This is a genomic window from Paenibacillus sp. FSL H7-0703, assembly GCF_038003485.1.
GTDB lineage: Bacteria > Bacillota > Bacilli > Paenibacillales > Paenibacillaceae > Paenibacillus > Paenibacillus polymyxa_B.
Window position 1 is genome coordinate 523,954 of sequence record NZ_JBBOPF010000001.1, and the last position, 16,736, is coordinate 540,689.

15 protein-coding genes are annotated in these 16,736 nt (G+C 44.3%); 4 read left to right on the top strand and 11 right to left on the bottom strand.

Annotation, left to right across the window (positions count from 1 at the left end):
* Window positions 1-175: 175 nt before the first annotated feature.
* The 8 genes from MHB46_RS01895 to MHB46_RS01930 all read right to left on the bottom strand — a co-directional run bounded on the left by MHB46_RS01895 (window position 176) and on the right by MHB46_RS01930 (window position 8,259).
* Complete coding sequence (locus MHB46_RS01895; protein ID WP_341161413.1) at window positions 176-961, bottom strand: S-layer homology domain-containing protein; 786 nt, start codon at window positions 959-961, stop codon at window positions 176-178.
* A gap of 396 nt (window positions 962-1,357) precedes the next feature.
* The gene (locus MHB46_RS01900; protein ID WP_238808385.1) at window positions 1,358-1,753 is read right to left on the bottom strand and encodes an SAM-dependent methyltransferase; all 396 of its coding nucleotides are present in this window, start codon (window positions 1,751-1,753) and stop codon (window positions 1,358-1,360) included.
* Window positions 1,750-2,277 carry a GNAT family N-acetyltransferase gene (locus tag MHB46_RS01905; RefSeq protein WP_341161414.1) on the bottom strand — a complete coding sequence of 176 codons (528 nt, stop codon included), beginning with the start codon at window positions 2,275-2,277 and terminating at the stop codon, window positions 1,750-1,752. The genes MHB46_RS01900 and MHB46_RS01905 overlap by 4 nt, the downstream gene beginning before the upstream one ends.
* Window positions 2,278-2,802: 525 nt before the next feature.
* On the bottom strand, window positions 2,803-3,105 hold the full coding sequence (locus tag MHB46_RS01910; protein WP_028541298.1) for a putative quinol monooxygenase: 303 nt from the start codon (window positions 3,103-3,105) through the stop codon (window positions 2,803-2,805).
* A 93-nt stretch (window positions 3,106-3,198) separates the two neighbouring features.
* Window positions 3,199-3,993, bottom strand: coding sequence for an SDR family NAD(P)-dependent oxidoreductase (locus MHB46_RS01915; RefSeq protein WP_341161415.1), 795 nt, complete (start codon window positions 3,991-3,993; stop codon window positions 3,199-3,201).
* A gap of 137 nt (window positions 3,994-4,130) precedes the next feature.
* The gene (locus tag MHB46_RS01920) at window positions 4,131-5,159 is read right to left on the bottom strand and encodes a helix-turn-helix transcriptional regulator (protein WP_341161416.1); all 1,029 of its coding nucleotides are present in this window, start codon (window positions 5,157-5,159) and stop codon (window positions 4,131-4,133) included.
* Window positions 5,160-6,168: 1,009 nt separating this feature from the next.
* Window positions 6,169-7,233 carry a Gfo/Idh/MocA family protein gene (locus tag MHB46_RS01925; RefSeq protein WP_069291929.1) on the bottom strand — a complete coding sequence of 355 codons (1,065 nt, stop codon included), beginning with the start codon at window positions 7,231-7,233 and terminating at the stop codon, window positions 6,169-6,171.
* Window positions 7,234-7,350: 117 nt separating this feature from the next.
* Window positions 7,351-8,259, bottom strand: coding sequence for an AraC family transcriptional regulator (locus MHB46_RS01930; RefSeq protein ID WP_341161417.1), 909 nt, complete (start codon window positions 8,257-8,259; stop codon window positions 7,351-7,353).
* 428 nt (window positions 8,260-8,687) lie between these two features.
* On the opposite strand from MHB46_RS01930, the gene MHB46_RS01935 reads away from it, so the two are divergent.
* The 4 genes from MHB46_RS01935 to MHB46_RS01950 all read left to right on the top strand — a co-directional run bounded on the left by MHB46_RS01935 (window position 8,688) and on the right by MHB46_RS01950 (window position 13,117).
* On the top strand, window positions 8,688-9,896 hold the full coding sequence (locus tag MHB46_RS01935; RefSeq protein ID WP_341161418.1) for an MFS transporter: 1,209 nt from the start codon (window positions 8,688-8,690) through the stop codon (window positions 9,894-9,896).
* 113 nt (window positions 9,897-10,009) lie between these two features.
* Window positions 10,010-11,251, top strand: a complete 1,242-nt coding sequence (locus MHB46_RS01940; RefSeq protein WP_165179840.1) for an aspartate aminotransferase family protein — start codon at window positions 10,010-10,012, stop codon at window positions 11,249-11,251.
* A gap of 33 nt (window positions 11,252-11,284) precedes the next feature.
* The gene (gene gutB1 / locus MHB46_RS01945; protein ID WP_069291925.1) at window positions 11,285-12,334 is read left to right on the top strand and encodes a 2-amino-2-deoxy-D-mannitol dehydrogenase GutB1; all 1,050 of its coding nucleotides are present in this window, start codon (window positions 11,285-11,287) and stop codon (window positions 12,332-12,334) included.
* Between the two features lie 30 nt (window positions 12,335-12,364).
* Window positions 12,365-13,117, top strand: a complete 753-nt coding sequence (locus MHB46_RS01950; RefSeq protein WP_341161419.1) for an HAD family hydrolase — start codon at window positions 12,365-12,367, stop codon at window positions 13,115-13,117.
* Between the two features lie 363 nt (window positions 13,118-13,480).
* Here MHB46_RS01950 and MHB46_RS01955 read toward each other — a convergent pair whose 3' ends face one another.
* The 3 genes from MHB46_RS01955 to MHB46_RS01960 all read right to left on the bottom strand — a co-directional run bounded on the left by MHB46_RS01955 (window position 13,481) and on the right by MHB46_RS01960 (window position 16,719).
* Window positions 13,481-15,082, bottom strand: coding sequence for an alpha-amylase family glycosyl hydrolase (locus MHB46_RS01955; RefSeq protein WP_341161420.1), 1,602 nt, complete (start codon window positions 15,080-15,082; stop codon window positions 13,481-13,483).
* Between the two features lie 191 nt (window positions 15,083-15,273).
* Window positions 15,274-15,405 carry an RNA polymerase sigma factor gene (locus MHB46_RS26180; protein ID WP_342420142.1) on the bottom strand — a complete coding sequence of 44 codons (132 nt, stop codon included), beginning with the start codon at window positions 15,403-15,405 and terminating at the stop codon, window positions 15,274-15,276.
* A 471-nt stretch (window positions 15,406-15,876) separates the two neighbouring features.
* The gene (locus MHB46_RS01960; protein ID WP_341161421.1) at window positions 15,877-16,719 is read right to left on the bottom strand and encodes a carbohydrate ABC transporter permease; all 843 of its coding nucleotides are present in this window, start codon (window positions 16,717-16,719) and stop codon (window positions 15,877-15,879) included.
* Window positions 16,720-16,736: the final 17 nt, after the last annotated feature.

Below are 16,736 nucleotides of genomic sequence, written 5' to 3' on the forward strand. Positions count from 1 at the left end.
ACTGGCATCTATCGTTAAAACAAAAAAGCCGCCAATTTGGCGACTTTTATACATTGTTTCATTCGACAGTAATCGACGGTTAGGCGTCGTCATAGATACGTAACTAAATAAGTAGAAAAATGCAAAGCGATTTATCTCTTATGCAGTTTCCTTAATGGCTACAATGTGCAAGCGGCTAGTGTCGATCCTCCACTGACTTCGTTGTAGCTTCGTACAAACGCTGTAAAATGGTAACAGCTTCAGCCCGTGTGACTAGCGCTTTTGGGTGAAGGTATCCTTCATTAGCAGTAAGGACTCCCATCTTGGTTAGGGTGTAGAATGCTTCTGCCTTTTGATCCTGGGAATCTCCATCATAGTTGTACTCTTCTCCAGTCTTGTCGATGTACAGCACCGGATAGTAGGCCGAGAAATTGTCATTATAATTGGCCTGACGAACTTTCATATCCTTGTACTGCGCAGCTGCGGAAATCACTTCCTCAATCTCAGGATGAAGCGTCTGATTGGTATAATCCGTCCGAAGAGAGGCGATCATCATCACATCCCAGCGGGTCAATGATTTGTCAGGTTTGACATAGAATTGATAGTTTGGATATTTTCCGCCCACACTTTCAGCATACGGCCAGACGTAGTCCCCGTTGAATATTGCTGCAAAATCTTTATTCGCCCAGTGTTTACGCGCATCCACAAAGTCGGAAGGTTCGCCGGAAGAATGATCGATTTCTGGAAAAAGCTTATGAAACATATGTACAAATTCCGCTTTCGTTATGGTTTTGCTTGGCTTGAAGGTCCCATCTGCATAGCCCTTGACAACGCCCTTGTCAACCATGGAACGAATCGATTCGGCAGCCCATTCATATTTTGTTCCTTCCACATCAGGAAACGTGTTTGCCGCGAATGCAGATTGACCGAAAAACAGTGTCGTCGCAACCAACGGGGTGATAAGCCATTTCTTTTTCAACATCTCTTTCCACTTCCTTTAGGTAAAATTTATGTATAAAATAGTTCTATAGACTCAATTTTATATCGGCATTTCAAAAGAAAATGATGATATTAGAGAGAAAAAAGCACTGTTAAACAGTATTTTGGAATATCGACAATCTGTGTTTAAAAATGTTATGGATACAAGTTCTAAAGCCTCTCCATATTCGGGTAGACCCGTCGGGAATTGAGGAAGCTTGTGGAGGCCTTCATAGGCCGTTCTGGCTTTTTACTCTTTTGACCTAAGCCTGTAAGTTCGATCCTAGCATCGATTAACCGCTTCATGCGATGAGGAATCTGCATTAGTGTAATCTGCCCGTTAGTTAAAAAACAGCCGAGCGCTCGGCTGTTTTTGGTAGCGTTGAACTATCGTTTTTAGTTAGTTTAGCGAATTCCACCCCATAGGACTGGGAAGCTCATTCGCTCCAAAATATTGATACGCATCTACGCTTATAACTGCATCGAAGTATTGTTCCGCAAAAGGCAAGTGGCAGGCATCTGCATGGATGGGGATAATTTGGCTTTCCAAACCAAACTCTCTGAATCTTCTATAGTTTTCAGTTGCACTAATCCATAAATCGACAGCAAATATGGTTATGTCAAACTTTTGCGCCAGATAGATAGAAGTAAGTCCGGTCCCACAGCCCAAATTCAACACTCGCATTCCTTTCTGCAGAATCAAATTTTTCGATAGCTCCTCGAGCATGATAATCGAACTAGGCCCCATTAAATTTGCTCTTATGAAATCTACGTTATCTAGATCTCGACGGATCATTTCTGCTGACCCCCTCCTACTTTCTTCATTTGATATTTCCAATAAAGAAATTCTTCATCTTTGTGATCAATTTGAAATCCTAACTTCAATAACAAATTCTTAGAGCTGTTATTGTCAGGTACGCATCTTGCCGTTACGATTTCGACTTCTTCATGATTTAAGGACCACTCTATTAATTTTTGAGCGGCTTCATAGCAATAGCCTTTGCGGCGATGACTTTCATTCGTTGCAAAACCGATCTCAATCTTACCGTTCTGATCAGGATCTCCTAAAAAACCAATCCCTCCAACAATTTCTTGGGTATCCTTCTCCACAATGATCCAAGAATCAAAACCTCTAGTGCCATTATTTTTTACCAAAAGTTCTCGAAAATAAGGTAAAGCTTCAAAGAAATCAGGACCCGGCCATTCATCACTGGTTTTATAACCCAAAGCTTCAATAGCACCTATATCACGTTGGGCTGCTGCTTCGATTAAATTAAGATCAAGTGTTTTTAATAGGAGCCGATTCGTTTGAAGTTTCATGTATTGTCCACCTTTCTACTTACTTAGATTGAATCTTTCATTCAAGAAGTCTGGTTGTATTGGACCAAATTGGAGTAATTCCCTTCTATCCCCCTTTGCTAAAATTAGAAAAGGGCAGGAATGAACATACGTCATTCCTACCCTCATATCACCTGCTATTTTGCCACAAAAAAATCCGCGCTGAACCAGCACGGATTGGACTCATTATAACAGGTATCCCTAAGGATCTGGTAGTATCCGTTGTTCTTAACTAATTCCGAAGCTTTCAAATCCCCACCCGTAATACAAAAATTGGGCAGACGAATAGTAGGTGCATGAAAACCTCTTTTTATGGAATTGGATTAGTAAAGAACAGCTCCAGACAAAAAAATCTCTCCTTAGTGAATTACCCTTATTATACCAGGGCCAATTTTATCTGCCAACCTTTCACATGTTTCAAAAGTGTTTCATTAGGACTATCCTGCTGGTTAGCTTAAAAGCAACCGAGTGATCGGCTGCAGTGGTAGCAGCAACTGCATCATGACCCTACAGGCCTTTTCCCCCTAGAGCACGCAGTTTAATGGGCTCCGCTCCAATAATCAACGGTCGGCCGCGTTGTATCGACGCCAGTACCTCTTCGTTCTTAAGGCTGGCTGCATGGGCATCTGCATCTTTCCACAGTTCGGTCACATACACCGCATTCGGGTCGTCGTCTGACACATTGACTATATACAAATAGCAGTCATTATTCGACTTCAACAGATCGGCCGCTTCTAGCAAGATGTCTGCAAGAGCGTCCCTTTGCCCTGGACGTGCCGTCAACTTTCCATACATAGCAAAATGGTTCATGATCCTCATCCTACCCTCGAGTGATATTTGACTTCATCTTATTATAATGTTCCGCAATGTCAGCGCTAATTTCAGCAAGCTTCTCCACAAGCGCTAAAAAATAGTCGGTACCATTCCCCCATCCATACGGATTGGAGAACCTTTAAATGCAGATGCATAAGGACTACATACAAATGTAGCTAGTCTACCTATTTCAATAGGCTTGATAAATCGCTGTATTTCAGATTGAGGCAGGTTTGTAACCATAAAATCTTTCTCTTTTTCTGAAAAAGTCATATCTTCATGAGGATACATACTCTCAATGATTTGGTGCACATTCTCAGAGAGTGTTGGTCCCGGCATGATCGTATTGACTGTAACTTCTGTCCCTATTGTTAATTTAGATAAGCTTTTTGACAATGATAACAACATAGATTTTGTCATACAATACTGCGGCATTTGTCCTGAAGGCATAATTGCTTCTTCACTCGCAATAAAAATAATGCGGCCATAATCATTTTTCAACATTTTAGGTAAATAAAATTTTGATAATCCATTTGCAGCAAGAACGTTAGTACGGAAGTATTTTTCCCATACTTCATCGTCTACGTCCTCATATTGCATAATTTCATAAATACCCGTATTGTTAACCAAAATATCAATACTAGGGTATTTTTCAAATAAAGCTTCTCTTTGTCCAATATCCACAATATCGGCAGTCGCATTTTGAGGGGAGGTAGCTGGGAAATTTGACTTAATTTCATTTACAGTTCGTTCTACCTCTTCATAATTTCGTCCATTAATTAGTACATTAACACCTTCTTTGGCTAGTTCAATGGCAGTTGCTTTACCTATGCCTTTCGTTGATCCTGTAACTAAAGCTGTTTTATAGTTTAATCCCATATCCATAATACACTTCTCCTTTTTTAAAACAGTCTTGAGCTCTGGATAGTGATTATATTATCTTGTCTGGATTGTCCAGTAACTAGCATATTGCGCCAAAGTTCTTGTTTAACACGCCAAATGATAAAACTCATTAGGCAGTCCTAACGTGCTCCTGATATCGAGTTTGTACCTAAGTGTTCAGTCCGCCAATTTGAAGGTGTATCACCCTCCCATTGGCGGAAGGCGCGGTAAAACGAATTCTGGTCTTCATATCCAATCAAAAATGCCACCTCTTTAATATCGAGCGAGGGGTCTGCCAAGTACTCTCGTGCCTGCTCATGCCTAGCTTGTGTCAATAGAAACTTGAAGCTCGTATTTTCGTCAGTAAGCCGGCGCTGCAAGGTACGATCGCTCATACTGAGCTCCTTCGCCACAGCCTGAATGTCAGGACGCCCTCCTGTAAGGCTACGTTTCAGGATCCATTTGACCATCTCAGTAATTGAGCGGCTGCGCTGCTGCTCATCCAACGATCGGTCCAGAGCAGGAGTCAGGATTCCCAGCAACTCTTTGTTGTACGAGACAAAGGGACGGTCCAAATCTCTTCGATGTAGCGTCAGTCGGTTACATTTTGCACCAATTCGGATGCGACAGCCGAAGTATGCTTCAAGGGCTTGTACATCGCCCATGGAGTGCGAAAATTCAACAAGCTGCGCTGTCAAAGGTTGACCTGTCCCCCGGCGTCCAATCTCCAGAAGACAAGCCAGCGTAATACCCACCAGCATCGGCGGGCCAGATTGCTCGGGAGACAGCCATTCCAGATCAATTGTACAGTGCTCGCCCTTCTCAGTGATATGTAGGTTTTCCGGGGGACACAGTTGTTTGTACCGAACCATTCGGTTTAGAGCGTCGCGGTAGTCCCGAGCATGGTAAGTCGCTAAGACAGTCGGTGGGTACTTGGCTGTATCAAAGACGGTCGCAAGCTTGATGATTCCTTGTGCAGTGTCACCAATGAGATCAGAATATGCCTGCCAAATCGCGAAATATTGAGCGGTGGTGACTACTGTTTCAGTACTAATGGTGATCGGCAATCGTGCTTTGCGAGCTACGTCGTGGGCGCCAAACCCTAACTTACATAATCCTGCCCACAATCCTAGCGGGATTTTAATACGGTCAGAGGTGTGAGACTTCATATATATGGACCTCCTTTATCTACTTGCATATTCATTAGTTTTGGTTGCGATGGGGTTCCTCTTAAGTACACATAAGAATACTCTTAAGTATGTTAGGGTGTCTACATTAACGTAATAAGCTGCAGAAAATGCTACACTTCTTGTCATCTGTGCTACTTTCAATCTATGAAGAGGAATATGGCGAATTACTTAATCATGATAAAATTCAGTTAATGGCATGAACGACTCATCCTCAACACCAAAAAACACACCCATATGTTTATGAGTGTGTTTTTAAAACCTCAAATCACCGACACTCCTAGGAATGTCATTCCTTCATGCTTCTTTTAAAAAATTGGCTTCAAGAAAGACCCGTGTTCACCGATCTTACCGGAGGCAGGATTATCCGGGAGATCAAAGTACAATAAACCTTTTGCACCCCAGCGGCTAGAGTAGATGTACACAACATCCTGTATGATTTTATATCTTTATCGTGTGCAGCATTGATCGGCGTTACAACAATTACAGATGTTAATACAAGTATCCCCGTAATCATGAGTGAAAATTAGCGTTTCCAGGATCTTCGTTTATAACTCCTCATTCTCTACGTCCCTTCATCTATATTCTTCTGGTCGCACACTACATTAAACGATCTCTCCCTTCCTCTTTTCTCATACAAATGATTATTCTATCACTCTCATGGATTATTTTATGTTTTTATGGAAGAATTCAGAGTAGAATATGTTGATTTATAAGGAGGAAATAGCGGATTTTATGTAAAAACTTCTTTTCTCTTTACGTGTAAATTAAACCTATTCGAAATCTCAGCAACTTAAAAATGATCAAGCAATAGAATTCGATTGTGGAGCGATACCCGCTTGGTTTTATGGTGGGCAAAATTATTTTGCTCACCATTCAAAGGTTTACTGATTACTTAAATGCATCCCAAAATTTCATTAGATCAATACTGTTTGGTTCTCTCCAGGATCCTATATCTCTCTCTTATGATGGATCGAAAAATAGAGCGGATTTAAATAGTTCTTCGAATCACGCTTTTGGTTGCTGCCGCCTCAAAAATCGTCTCAATCAGCACCAGTACACGGTGTACTTCTTCATTTTTGATCGCAATCTCCGCTTTTCCTTCGATGGTAGAGACAAAATTCTCATAAAAGCTTTCTGCAGCAGCAGGTATTTTCTCAATCGGGAACCTAAGGGTAGATTCCTCAGACGGCGGCGCCATCGTTTTCGTCAATCCTTGACCTGCTTGAATCGGCTTGGGTTCCACGTGAGCGACATCTGGATTTCGGGTGACGATCTCTCCACTCAAATCCCAATCTCTAATCATTGCGGTTCCTTCAGTTCCTTTAATATACCAGCGCGGCAGCTTTACGTAATTGGTTGTACCCACTTCAATGACTGCGGTCAGACCGTCCTTGAACTCAATAAAGCTGGTAAAGCCGTCATCCACTTCAGTCCCCAAAATATAGCTAAGGGTAGCAGCTACGCTTTCTATTTTACTGTCCGTAATCTGAAGCAGCTGGTCCAACAGATGTACTCCCCAATCCAGTAGCATTCCTCCTCCATATGCCTTTAGTTGCCGCCAGTCACCTGGGATGCCATTAGCCCCCTGAACTCGCGATTCCAAGTGGAAAAGATCACCCACGGTCTTATTGCCAATTATATCTTTGATAATTCGGAAGTCTTCATCCCATCTACGGTTCTGATGTACTGTAAACACACGATTTTCTTTCTTCGCCACCTCAACAATGTCCAGTAAATCCGCGCTCGTTATCGTAACCGGCTTTTCACAAATGACATGTTTTCCGGCTTGCAGTGCCTGGATCGCGATTTCCTTATGAACATCATTAGGTGTTGCTATCAAAACAATATCCACGGCCTGATCGGCAAGGACGGCATCCAGGCTGGCATAGGTTTTATAGCCGGCAGCCGCAGCCAGTTCCATTCGGTAATCGACAATATCATATACACCGCCAACGGCAAGTTGCTGATTAGATTCGATCAATTGAACATGGTAGCTTCCCATGCCTCCATAACCGATAATGACTACATTGTATATACGATTGCCCATTTTCATCTTCCTCCACTCCTGGTTTAAGCCCACCGTGTATCAAGTGGTTGCTCATAGATCAATAAATTTTAATGTCCTCGTAACTCTCCCTTCACTTCGTCGGATAGCTCTATCATACAAATCTCATGAAAAGCTTTCCTCCTCATTTCTTGCTGTTTTATTCCCGAATATTGTCCTGCGGTATTTCAATGGTGATGTTCCTGTTGCTTCTTTAAAGAGATGATGAAACGTCTTTACACTACTGAACCCTGCTGCCTCTGCGACCTCAGTGATCGAATTGTTTTCATTCAGCAAAATCCATTTGGCCTTATTTAGTCTATAATCATTCAAAAATGCTACAAAGGTCATCCCCGTATTCTTCTTAAATAGCCTGGCGAAATAATAGGGACTGAACCCCATATAATTAGCGACATTCTTCAGCGAGATGGTTTCATGATAATGGCATTCCACATACTCAAAAATACGTTCCAGTTTATTAAGGGTGTCCTTTGATTGTGTTAAGGGTCTTTCAGAGATTTCAGGAAGCCTTGGCGTCATGCTTCTCGGCACTTCACGCATAATAAGAGTCAACATCTCAAACAACTTGGCTTTGATCATATAGGCATGACCTTCGTGGTGGTTGACGTTCTCATCATAAATGCTTTGAATCAGAGGAAGCATTTTAGCTACTGTTTCTTCTGGCCAGTTCCAGCTTGATTGCTCCATCTCCGTAAATATATATCTAAGAGGGCGTTTCTGATCACTTAATGTGGAAACCTCTTGAAAAAAGCTCAGATCAAATTGAATAACCACCCGTTCGCTGTCGGGAGAAGCCAAGAAATAATGAACATCACCCCCATTTATAAACTGAACTTCACCTTGTTTCATGCGTATCGAAATATCGTTAATTCCCAGATCCAAGGTTCCCTGGGTCACATAAATAATTTCAATTTCTTTATGCCAATGAGGATAGCAAAGCACGTCGCCTTTATTAATAAAACTCCGGAAAGGAAAATGTCGGTCAAGCTCCGGGATTTCTAAATAAAAATTCATTTTGGTAGACTCCTTTTGTTGTAAAGTTCAAAAAAGCCGTACACATGACTATTGATAATTATGCTGCACTGCATTTCTTCTTGCCTTCTTCATTTTTCTCCTTCTCGACTTTCGAATAAATTCCCTCTCCCTTTTAACTTGTAAGCGGTTAACATTCTTTTTCCTACCCTATCAATCATAGTTGTATTAAGTAAAACAACTATTAGGTATCCTTACTAACCTAATTTTGCAAACACAAAGTTATGCCTCAATTATGAGCGGTTTGGCGCCCGAAAACAATTTGGGCTGATCTTATTACGTGTAAAATTGTCGAACGATTATTTTTACATTTTTTATATAAAGAGATATATACATTTCCAATAAAAAGGTATAATCTAGTAAAGCAACAGAATCCATATAAAAAATATAGACTTATGGAGGGACGGACCTTGAAGAGACTATTCGCTTTAAGTTGTGCTTTCTATCTGTTAATCGGCATTACTAGTGTGGTGCTTGGAGCATTACTGCCGGTCCTACTGCCTTACTATGGACTGGGGTACAGCGATGGCGGATTATTGTTGTTCCTTCAGTTTTTCGGATTTCTTGTCGGTGTTCTGTTCTCCCCCTTCATGGCTCTACACATCGGTCGCAAGTCTATGCTGTCCATTGCCCTGGTTAGTATCGTAGCAGGGTATGCCATCTTGGGGGTACTCCCCTCATGGACCTGGGTTATCGTGATGACCATCTGGGTTGGCTTCGGCTCAGGCATCATTGAGTCATCCATCGGAGCGTTCACGATTGAGTTCACCGATGAGCAGAAAGCCGTAGCCATGTCCAAGCTGGATGTCTATTTTGCACTTGGTGCACTGCTCATTCCCGCAGTGGTAAGCCTGTATATCTGGCTTGGAATGTGGTATTTGACCTTCTACACCATCTCCCTTCTGACGTTTATTCTGGGGCTATTCTGGATTACCATGCCTACTTCCTCCTCTTCCCACCTTATCCAAGCAGATCTCCAAACCTCTGAGCGATCGGTCGAACAAGCCCGGTACTCTCTACAGCACCGTGTGTTACTGGGAATATTCATTGTATTCTTCTTTGTTTACATGGGGCTTGAACTGGGGCTCATGAACTTCCTGCCCTCTATTCTGATCGAGACCCTGCAGATTCGGGAATCCGTAGCTTCGTTGGGTGTTAGCATACTATGGATTGCGATGATCATCGGCCGCATGTTCTCAGGGAAGATTGCAGAGTCCGCAGGATATATTCCTTTCCTGCTTTGGAGCGGAATCGGAACTTTCTGCTTTCTGGTCGCAATGGCGTTTGTCTCCAGTCAGTGGGCTACATACCTTCTGATTTTTGGTGCAGGGTTATTCATGTCCGGTCTCTTCTGTATTGCCCTCGTCTATGCGAACGTGCTGATTCCGGGAATGACCGAGAGAACGACCAGCATTCTAATTGCGTCAGGCGGAATTGGCGGAGCAGTGCTTCAATATGTAACAGGCTGGAGCATGAGCGAATGGTCGGTGACGGCTACCCTTTGGATTTTGGCGGCTTTCAGCCTAATTTTGCTGCTAGCGGTCATTTTCTCGCATCTGTGGAATGGCAGGAGCAGACGGGTAGTTGACTCCCTTGTCCATCAGGGCAAGGAGGGATGAGATTCTTTATTCTTGGGGGAGGTGAGGCCCACCGCTTTATGTTGTAACAGGGCAGTACACTTTTTAAGGATGTACTTAATGAGAATGTATATTCTGATATGGAGGGAAACATCGTGCATACCTTAACCAAAGAACGCTTCAGATACGGAAAAGGCATTACTCTGATTGACGATTCCGGTAAGGAATATTTGGATGGCGTGTCTGGCACCTTCAATCTATCGCTCGGTTATAATCACCCTCATGTCGTCACCAAAGTACAGGAACAAGTCGCCAATCTTGCCCACATGTCCTCATCCTTTACCGAGCCTTACGTCGAGGAAGTCCTGGATCATCTGATCCAGTATACGCCGAACGGCATCGACGCGGGATGGATGAGAGATATTACCGGCTCCACGGCGAACGAATGCGCTGTGAAGCTAGCCCAGAAATATACGGGAGCGCTCGATATAATCAGCCTGTATCTATCCCATCATGGGCAGACCCAGTTCGCAACAGGCATATCCGGCAACGCCTTCCGGCGGAGGAAGTTTCCCAACTCGGCTGCAGCGAATTCCCTGCATGTACCTGCTCCCTACTGCTATCGCTGCCCGTTTAATTCTTCGCCTGACAAGTGTGGCTATCAATGCGTCGAAGCCATATCGGATGCCATTGAGTATGCAAGCTCAGGTTCTGTGGCCTGTATGATTATTGAACCCATCCTGGGCAACGGAGGCAATATCATCCCACCTGCAGGATATTTTAAGCGTCTCCGTCAGCTGTGCAACGAGTACGGGCTGATCCTAATCGCTGATGAGGTGCAGACCGGGATTGGGCGGACAGGCTATATGTTTGCAAGTGAACTGTTTGATATCCAGCCAGATATCATTACTCTCGCCAAGGGTCTCGGCGGCATTGGTGTACCGGTAGCAGCAGTATTGATGCAGTCTCGTCTTAATGTCCTCGAGAAGCACGAGCACTCTTTCACCTCAGGTAGTAATCTAATCTCGGTTACGGCAGCTAAAGCCACGCTAGAGGTTGTATCTGAACCCGGTTTTCTGGAAGCCGTTCGGTCCAAAGGAAGCCTGCTCGGGACCCTGCTGACGGAGATGGCCGACAAGCACGATTGTATCATTGGTGAGGCTCGCGGAGTCGGCTTGATGTGGGGACTGGAAATTGTCGACGAGGATAATGCCCCAGACGCAGTTAAGAGCAATGCGATTATCGACCGCGCTTTTGCCGAACAGCAGCTGATTCTCAGAGGCTCCCGTTACGGTTACGGCAATGTGGTCAAAGTGAGACCTTCCCTCACGGCTACGGAAGATGAAATTGTTGAAATTGCCAAGCGGCTTGACGCTGTTCTGACCACCCTTCACTAACCATCTGCCTAACAGGCAAAAGGAGGACTATTTATGCTTGCACTGGTATACAAATCGGCTTGGGATGTCGCACTTGAGGAAAGACCTATCCCGGAGATAAAAAAAGATAACGATGTACTCGTCCGAATTCGGGCGACAGGCGTATGCGGTACGGACCTAGGTATCATTAGTGGCAAATATCATGCCGTTCCGTCCACTATCTTGGGCCACGAATCAGCGGGGGATGTGATCGCTGTAGGATCAGCCGTCAGTTCACTGCAGCCTGGGGACAGGGTGGTGATTGATCCAACATACTACTGCGGCCAATGCGAAATGTGCCGGACAGGAAGACAGAATCATTGCACACACAAATCCGTAACCGAGACCGGAGTCAGCGCCGACGGTACGTTCACCGATTATTATGTGACTGAGGACCGTTTTTTGTACAAGCTGAAGGACCATATCAGCTACGAAGAAGCGACGCTGACCGAACCGCTGAGCTGTATGCTGACCGGAATCAACCAGATTCACCTGCTGCCGAACTTCACAACCGTTATTTTAGGCGCAGGTCCGATCGGGATTCTGTACAGTTATGCTCTTGCTTCGAAAGGCATAACTGGTTGCCTTGTTGACATCTCGGAGGAACGGCTCGCTATAGCGGATTCTATTGCTCCCGAACGGTGGTCCGCGCACGCCACACTGGAGTCGGCCATTCATGAGCTGGCTCCGTTAAAAAATCAGGTGGACATGATTGTGGATACCACAGGAGTGGTCGGCACTGAGGTACTAAGCCAGCTTGCGAGCGGCGGGTATTTGATGCTGGTGGGGCTGAGAGATGGGATAAGTTCGTTTAATCCGAAAGAGGTAGTTGACCGTAGCCTTAAAATCATCGGCTCGATTGATTCTCTGGGCACGTTTTCCACGGCGCATTATCTGATTGAGCAACAAATCATTCCCGCCAAAAAAATCATAACCCACTCGTATCCGCTTGATGACTACCATGAAGCCTTTAAGACGCTTGGATGCAATATCAGCGAGCGGACACTTCAGCCTTCGTCTCAGGCGATCAAGATTGTACTGCAATCTAATGGCTCCGGCAACTAAATTTAGCTACTAACAAGGGAGAGAATGGACATGACGAGCATCCATCATGTTACACCGACCAATAATGAATGCACAGGAGACCTATCAGCGTCCGTTCCGGTCAAAGCGGTCATTTTCGACATGGACGGTGTGTTAGTAGACAGCGAACCGATTTACTTTGAGGTCGAACGCAGCTCCTTTGCCCATTTCGGTGCGCCCATGACGGAAGAAGAGCATCACACCTATGTCGGAGTGACACTCGAATCCATGTGGCGTCAAGTGCTGGACAGGCATCAGCTCACCAATACGGTGGAAGAGGTCCTGTCATATCACCGAAAAAATGTGATGCAGACGATGATTGCACACGAGGGCCTTGTGGCGATTGACGGACTGGAGCGGTGGCTGGACTGGCTGAAAGAGAAAGGGATTCCGGTCGCGGTGGCCTCTTCCTCTCCACGGGCGCTGATTGATCTCATTATGGAAAAGACAGGACTTGGCCGTTACTTCGACATTCGAATCACCGGTGAAGAGGTATTGCAGGGTAAGCCTGCACCGGACATCTTCTTATACGCCGCCGAGCAGCTAGGCATTGCACCGGCCCATTGCATCGTTATTGAGGATTCACAGAACGGGGTCCAGGCAGCCAAAAGTGCAGGAATGTACTGCATCGGCTTTCACAACCCCGGCTCCGGCCGGCAGGATCTGTCCAGAGCCGATCGCTGGATTCTCAGCTATGACGACCTGTGGGCGATCAAAGAGAATCTACCGTTCGATGAGCAGTTGCTTGCTAAGTGCAAGAGCTGAAAGGTACCGGAAGGTATACCCCCTTTATAATCATATGGAATCGTCCGATCTTTACTATAATTGAGGGTATTAAATAATGCCCCTTGGAATATACACTGGAGAATGTCATTTATCCTTCCCTGTGTGTACTCTAAGGGGCGTGCTTTACATCGAAGTGGTCTAGTTGAAACCAGTAATTTCCCGGTTCAACACACAACTGTCGTAAAAACTGTCTTTTTGACATATAACTGATCTCCTGACGGTTTTAAATCCTCTATCCGTATGTAGCAAAACTTATATAGAAAAATGGGGTGCTGTTAACACCCCAAACTGGATTCATCGATATATATCCTGCTTCATCTGAACGGTAATTTTGCCCTATATTCAGCCCTTTCTGTCTTCTTCGGTAATTAGAGAACTGTAAGCTGGAATTGTAACTGTTCCTTTCTTCACCTTTACATCCTTTGAGGTGGAGAAGACCACTTTCCATTTACCCTTATCGAAATCTTTTATCTGCAAGGTAACCGGCTCTCCAGACAGGTTATGATATACATACATTGTTTCTTTGCCTGAAGTACGTTTAAATGCGGTCACGCTGGCAGAACCTGCTTGTAAAGGTTGCAGACTGTCGCTGCGTAAAGCTTCATGTTCTTCCCTCAGACGGATGAGTGTGCGATAGCTTTCCAGTAAGGAATCATCGTCCCTCAGCTGCGCTTCCACCGATACCTCGCCTGTGTTGTATTTGGGGTTCTCCCACGTCGTTTGACCAGGGCCATCTCCCTTGTACCAGCGCATAGGCTCACGAAGATACTCATCAGGCTTCTCTCCCTTCATGCCGATTTCTTCCCCATAATACAGGAACGGCTGACCCGGAAGCGTCAAAAGAATGGAAGCGGCCAGCTTGGCTTTTCGCACATCCCCGCCCAGTTCGCTCATGACACGGGTCTGGTCATGGTTGCTCAGGAACGGAGCATCGAGTGCCGCCTTATTATACGAATTGTACAGTTGCAGCGTTTTCTCGGCGAATGTCGCGATACCCTGATCCCGGCCGTTTTTCACGGAGTTCAAAATCGTTCCACCCAGGTCAAAATTAAACAGGGAGTGAAGCGGTCCGTAATAAGGAGCAATGGTCTCCGGTTTGTCCCATACCTCTCCTGCCAGATATACATTTGGATTTACCTTCTCCATCTCGGAACGGAATTCATTCCACCAGGCGATGTTCTTATCCGCACCATCCTTCGTCTGTCCTCTAAAAATATGCATCGCCGCGTCAAGCCGGAACCCGTCTGCACCCTGCTGCAGCCAATACTTGCCGACTTTGATCATTTCTTTGCGGACTTCGGGATTGTCAAAGTTCAGATCCGGCATGCCCGACCAGAATGTACCGTAGAAATATCCTTCGCCGTTCGGATTCTTATGCCATACCTGCTGACCCCACGAGCCCTTTTCATCCAGATCTGTGTTCTCATCCGCCCATACGTAATAGTTGTGGTATTTGCTTTGTGGGTTGGCACTGGCCTCCTTAAACCATGGGTGCTCGCTGCTCGAATGATTGATAACAAGGTCCATGATCACCTTGACGCCCTTTCGGTCCGCTTCTTTCATCAAGGTGCGGAAATCATTTAGACTCCCATACTGCGGGTCCACCTGATAGTAATCAGTTACATCATATTTATGGTAGCTTGGAGATGGATTTAGGGGCATAAGCCAGAGGCCGCTGACCTGCAAATCCTTACCCGAATGGGGTTTGCCATCGTTTAAGTAATCAAGTTTTTGTGTGATTCCTTTCAAATCACCGTGTCCGTCTCCATTCGAATCATAAAAAGAATTGATATAAATTTCATAAAATACGCCGCTTCCAGTAGAAACCGGAGGCTTATGTCTGTTCAATTCCTGCTCTGCCATTGCACCTGAAGCGAACATCGTGAGCATAGGCACCGTTAACATGGCGGTGGACAATCTTCTTAAGCGTTTGTTACGTGTCAAAACAAATCAGCTCCTTTGATTGTTATGGGTGCGCTTTCATTATAAATAGAAACAATCCAAAAAAAGGGGATATTTATTATCTATTATGGTGGAAAATATCGATCTTATTGTTATATCTCTGTATCAAGCAAAAAAAGAGCAGACTCTATGTCTACTCCGCTTTTCATCCAAATCAGTTCAGGAAATATATCTTAATTTAATGCGTTTTGAGCTCTGTGTAGCGAAGACCTCACAGAGCTTTCACTTTTGTCTAAAATTCTAGCCGTTTCTTTTATGGAGTATTCTTGAACTAGACGCAATTCAAGTAGTTCTTTGCTCGTCATTACTTGCCATCAAGAGAATTCGACTGAATAAAGCATTCATGCAATAAATCTTCAGCATCCTGTTTGTTATGCAATATTTCTCAAAAGATAGCCCAAGAGTTCTGATTTACAAAATAAATATAGATCCTCCAGATCTTTAATATCCATATTAATGCTTATCGCTTCTATTTCGATTGAAGTTGGTAAGTTATTGTTACTGTTATAATGGTCCTTTTACGAGTTTTAATGTTTCATTGAAACATTGCTTTGGATCTTTCAAATTCTGCTCACTTCTTTCCTTGCCTAACTATTACCATCATAATCAGCTTCGTCATAGCGAGCAGTAGTTTAAACTTACTAAAACATTTCTTTGCTGTAAGGTTTCTGATTACCTACAGACCATCGTCGGATTGAACTAACGTATGTACATAACAAAACTGCCCGTGGTTGAGAATCTTTTTCTGATTCTCAACCCCGGGCAGTCTATCCTTTCTATCCTTTTACAGCCGAACCTACCGTCATCGCCCGCTCCACTTGTTCACTCAAGAACAGATAGACGAGTACCATCGGTAAGGAGGCCATAGTCATAACAGCTCCCATGGCTCCCCAATCCGTGCTGTAGGAACCCTGGAAGAAAAGCAATCCGAGTGGTAATGTCTTCATATTTTCATCAGAAATTAGAATATAGGCCAAAGTGAACTCATTCCAGTTGTTCAAGAATTGAAAAATGGCCACCGTCGCAATTGCGGGCAATGCAAGTGGCAAAATGATTTTCAGGAACAGTCTATAAATATTAGCTCCATCCATGCATGCCGCCTCTTCAATCTCCTTAGGAATTCCTATAAGAAATCCGTAAAAAATCATGGACGAGAAAGGAAGGCCAATTGCGATATAAGGAAGAATAAGAGCTCCATACGTATTGGTAAGATGAAAATCGCGAACCAGAATCGCCAGCGGTATCATGATAACCTGCAGTGGCATAAACATTCCTATGATCATATAAGTCCGAACGGCAGAACGAAACCTCCATCTCATACGAGCCACTGCGAAGGCAAACATCAGAGCCAGTAAAAGGATGAACAGAGTCGAAATCGTTGATACGACCAGACTGTTCAGAAAGTAACGGGGAATATTAAACTGCGTCCAGGCATTAATGTAATTCTCGTAACGAAAATGCGTCGGCAGTCCAAATGGATTAGAGACAAAGATCTCATCGTTGTTCTTGAACGAGTAGGAAACCATCCAGAACAACGGGTAGACCGAAACAATAAAATACAACCACAGCGGTATCTGCAGAACAGCTTGTCTGAACTTGCTCAAAGCGGTTTTACTCATTTCGTTCTCCTTTTCGA

What these genes read in the sequence shown, in the direction of transcription:
- MHB46_RS01895 (WP_341161413.1), bottom strand. Translation starts at nt 961, where the DNA reads ATGTTGAAAAAGAAATGGCTTATCACCCCGTTGGTTGCGACGACACTG.
- MHB46_RS01900 (WP_238808385.1), bottom strand. Translation starts at nt 1,753, where the DNA reads ATGATCCGTCGAGATCTAGATAACGTAGATTTCATAAGAGCAAATTTA.
- MHB46_RS01905 (WP_341161414.1), bottom strand. Translation starts at nt 2,277, where the DNA reads ATGAAACTTCAAACGAATCGGCTCCTATTAAAAACACTTGATCTTAAT.
- MHB46_RS01910 (WP_028541298.1), bottom strand. Translation starts at nt 3,105, where the DNA reads ATGAACCATTTTGCTATGTATGGAAAGTTGACGGCACGTCCAGGGCAA.
- MHB46_RS01915 (WP_341161415.1), bottom strand. Translation starts at nt 3,993, where the DNA reads ATGGATATGGGATTAAACTATAAAACAGCTTTAGTTACAGGATCAACG.
- MHB46_RS01920 (WP_341161416.1), bottom strand. Translation starts at nt 5,159, where the DNA reads ATGAAGTCTCACACCTCTGACCGTATTAAAATCCCGCTAGGATTGTGG.
- MHB46_RS01925 (WP_069291929.1), bottom strand. Translation starts at nt 7,233, where the DNA reads ATGAAAATGGGCAATCGTATATACAATGTAGTCATTATCGGTTATGGA.
- MHB46_RS01930 (WP_341161417.1), bottom strand. Translation starts at nt 8,259, where the DNA reads ATGAATTTTTATTTAGAAATCCCGGAGCTTGACCGACATTTTCCTTTC.
- gutB1 (WP_069291925.1), top strand. Translation starts at nt 11,285, where the DNA reads ATGCTTGCACTGGTATACAAATCGGCTTGGGATGTCGCACTTGAGGAA.
- MHB46_RS01950 (WP_341161419.1), top strand. Translation starts at nt 12,365, where the DNA reads ATGACGAGCATCCATCATGTTACACCGACCAATAATGAATGCACAGGA.
- MHB46_RS26180 (WP_342420142.1), bottom strand. Translation starts at nt 15,405, where the DNA reads ATGACGAGCAAAGAACTACTTGAATTGCGTCTAGTTCAAGAATACTCC.
- MHB46_RS01960 (WP_341161421.1), bottom strand. Translation starts at nt 16,719, where the DNA reads ATGAGTAAAACCGCTTTGAGCAAGTTCAGACAAGCTGTTCTGCAGATA.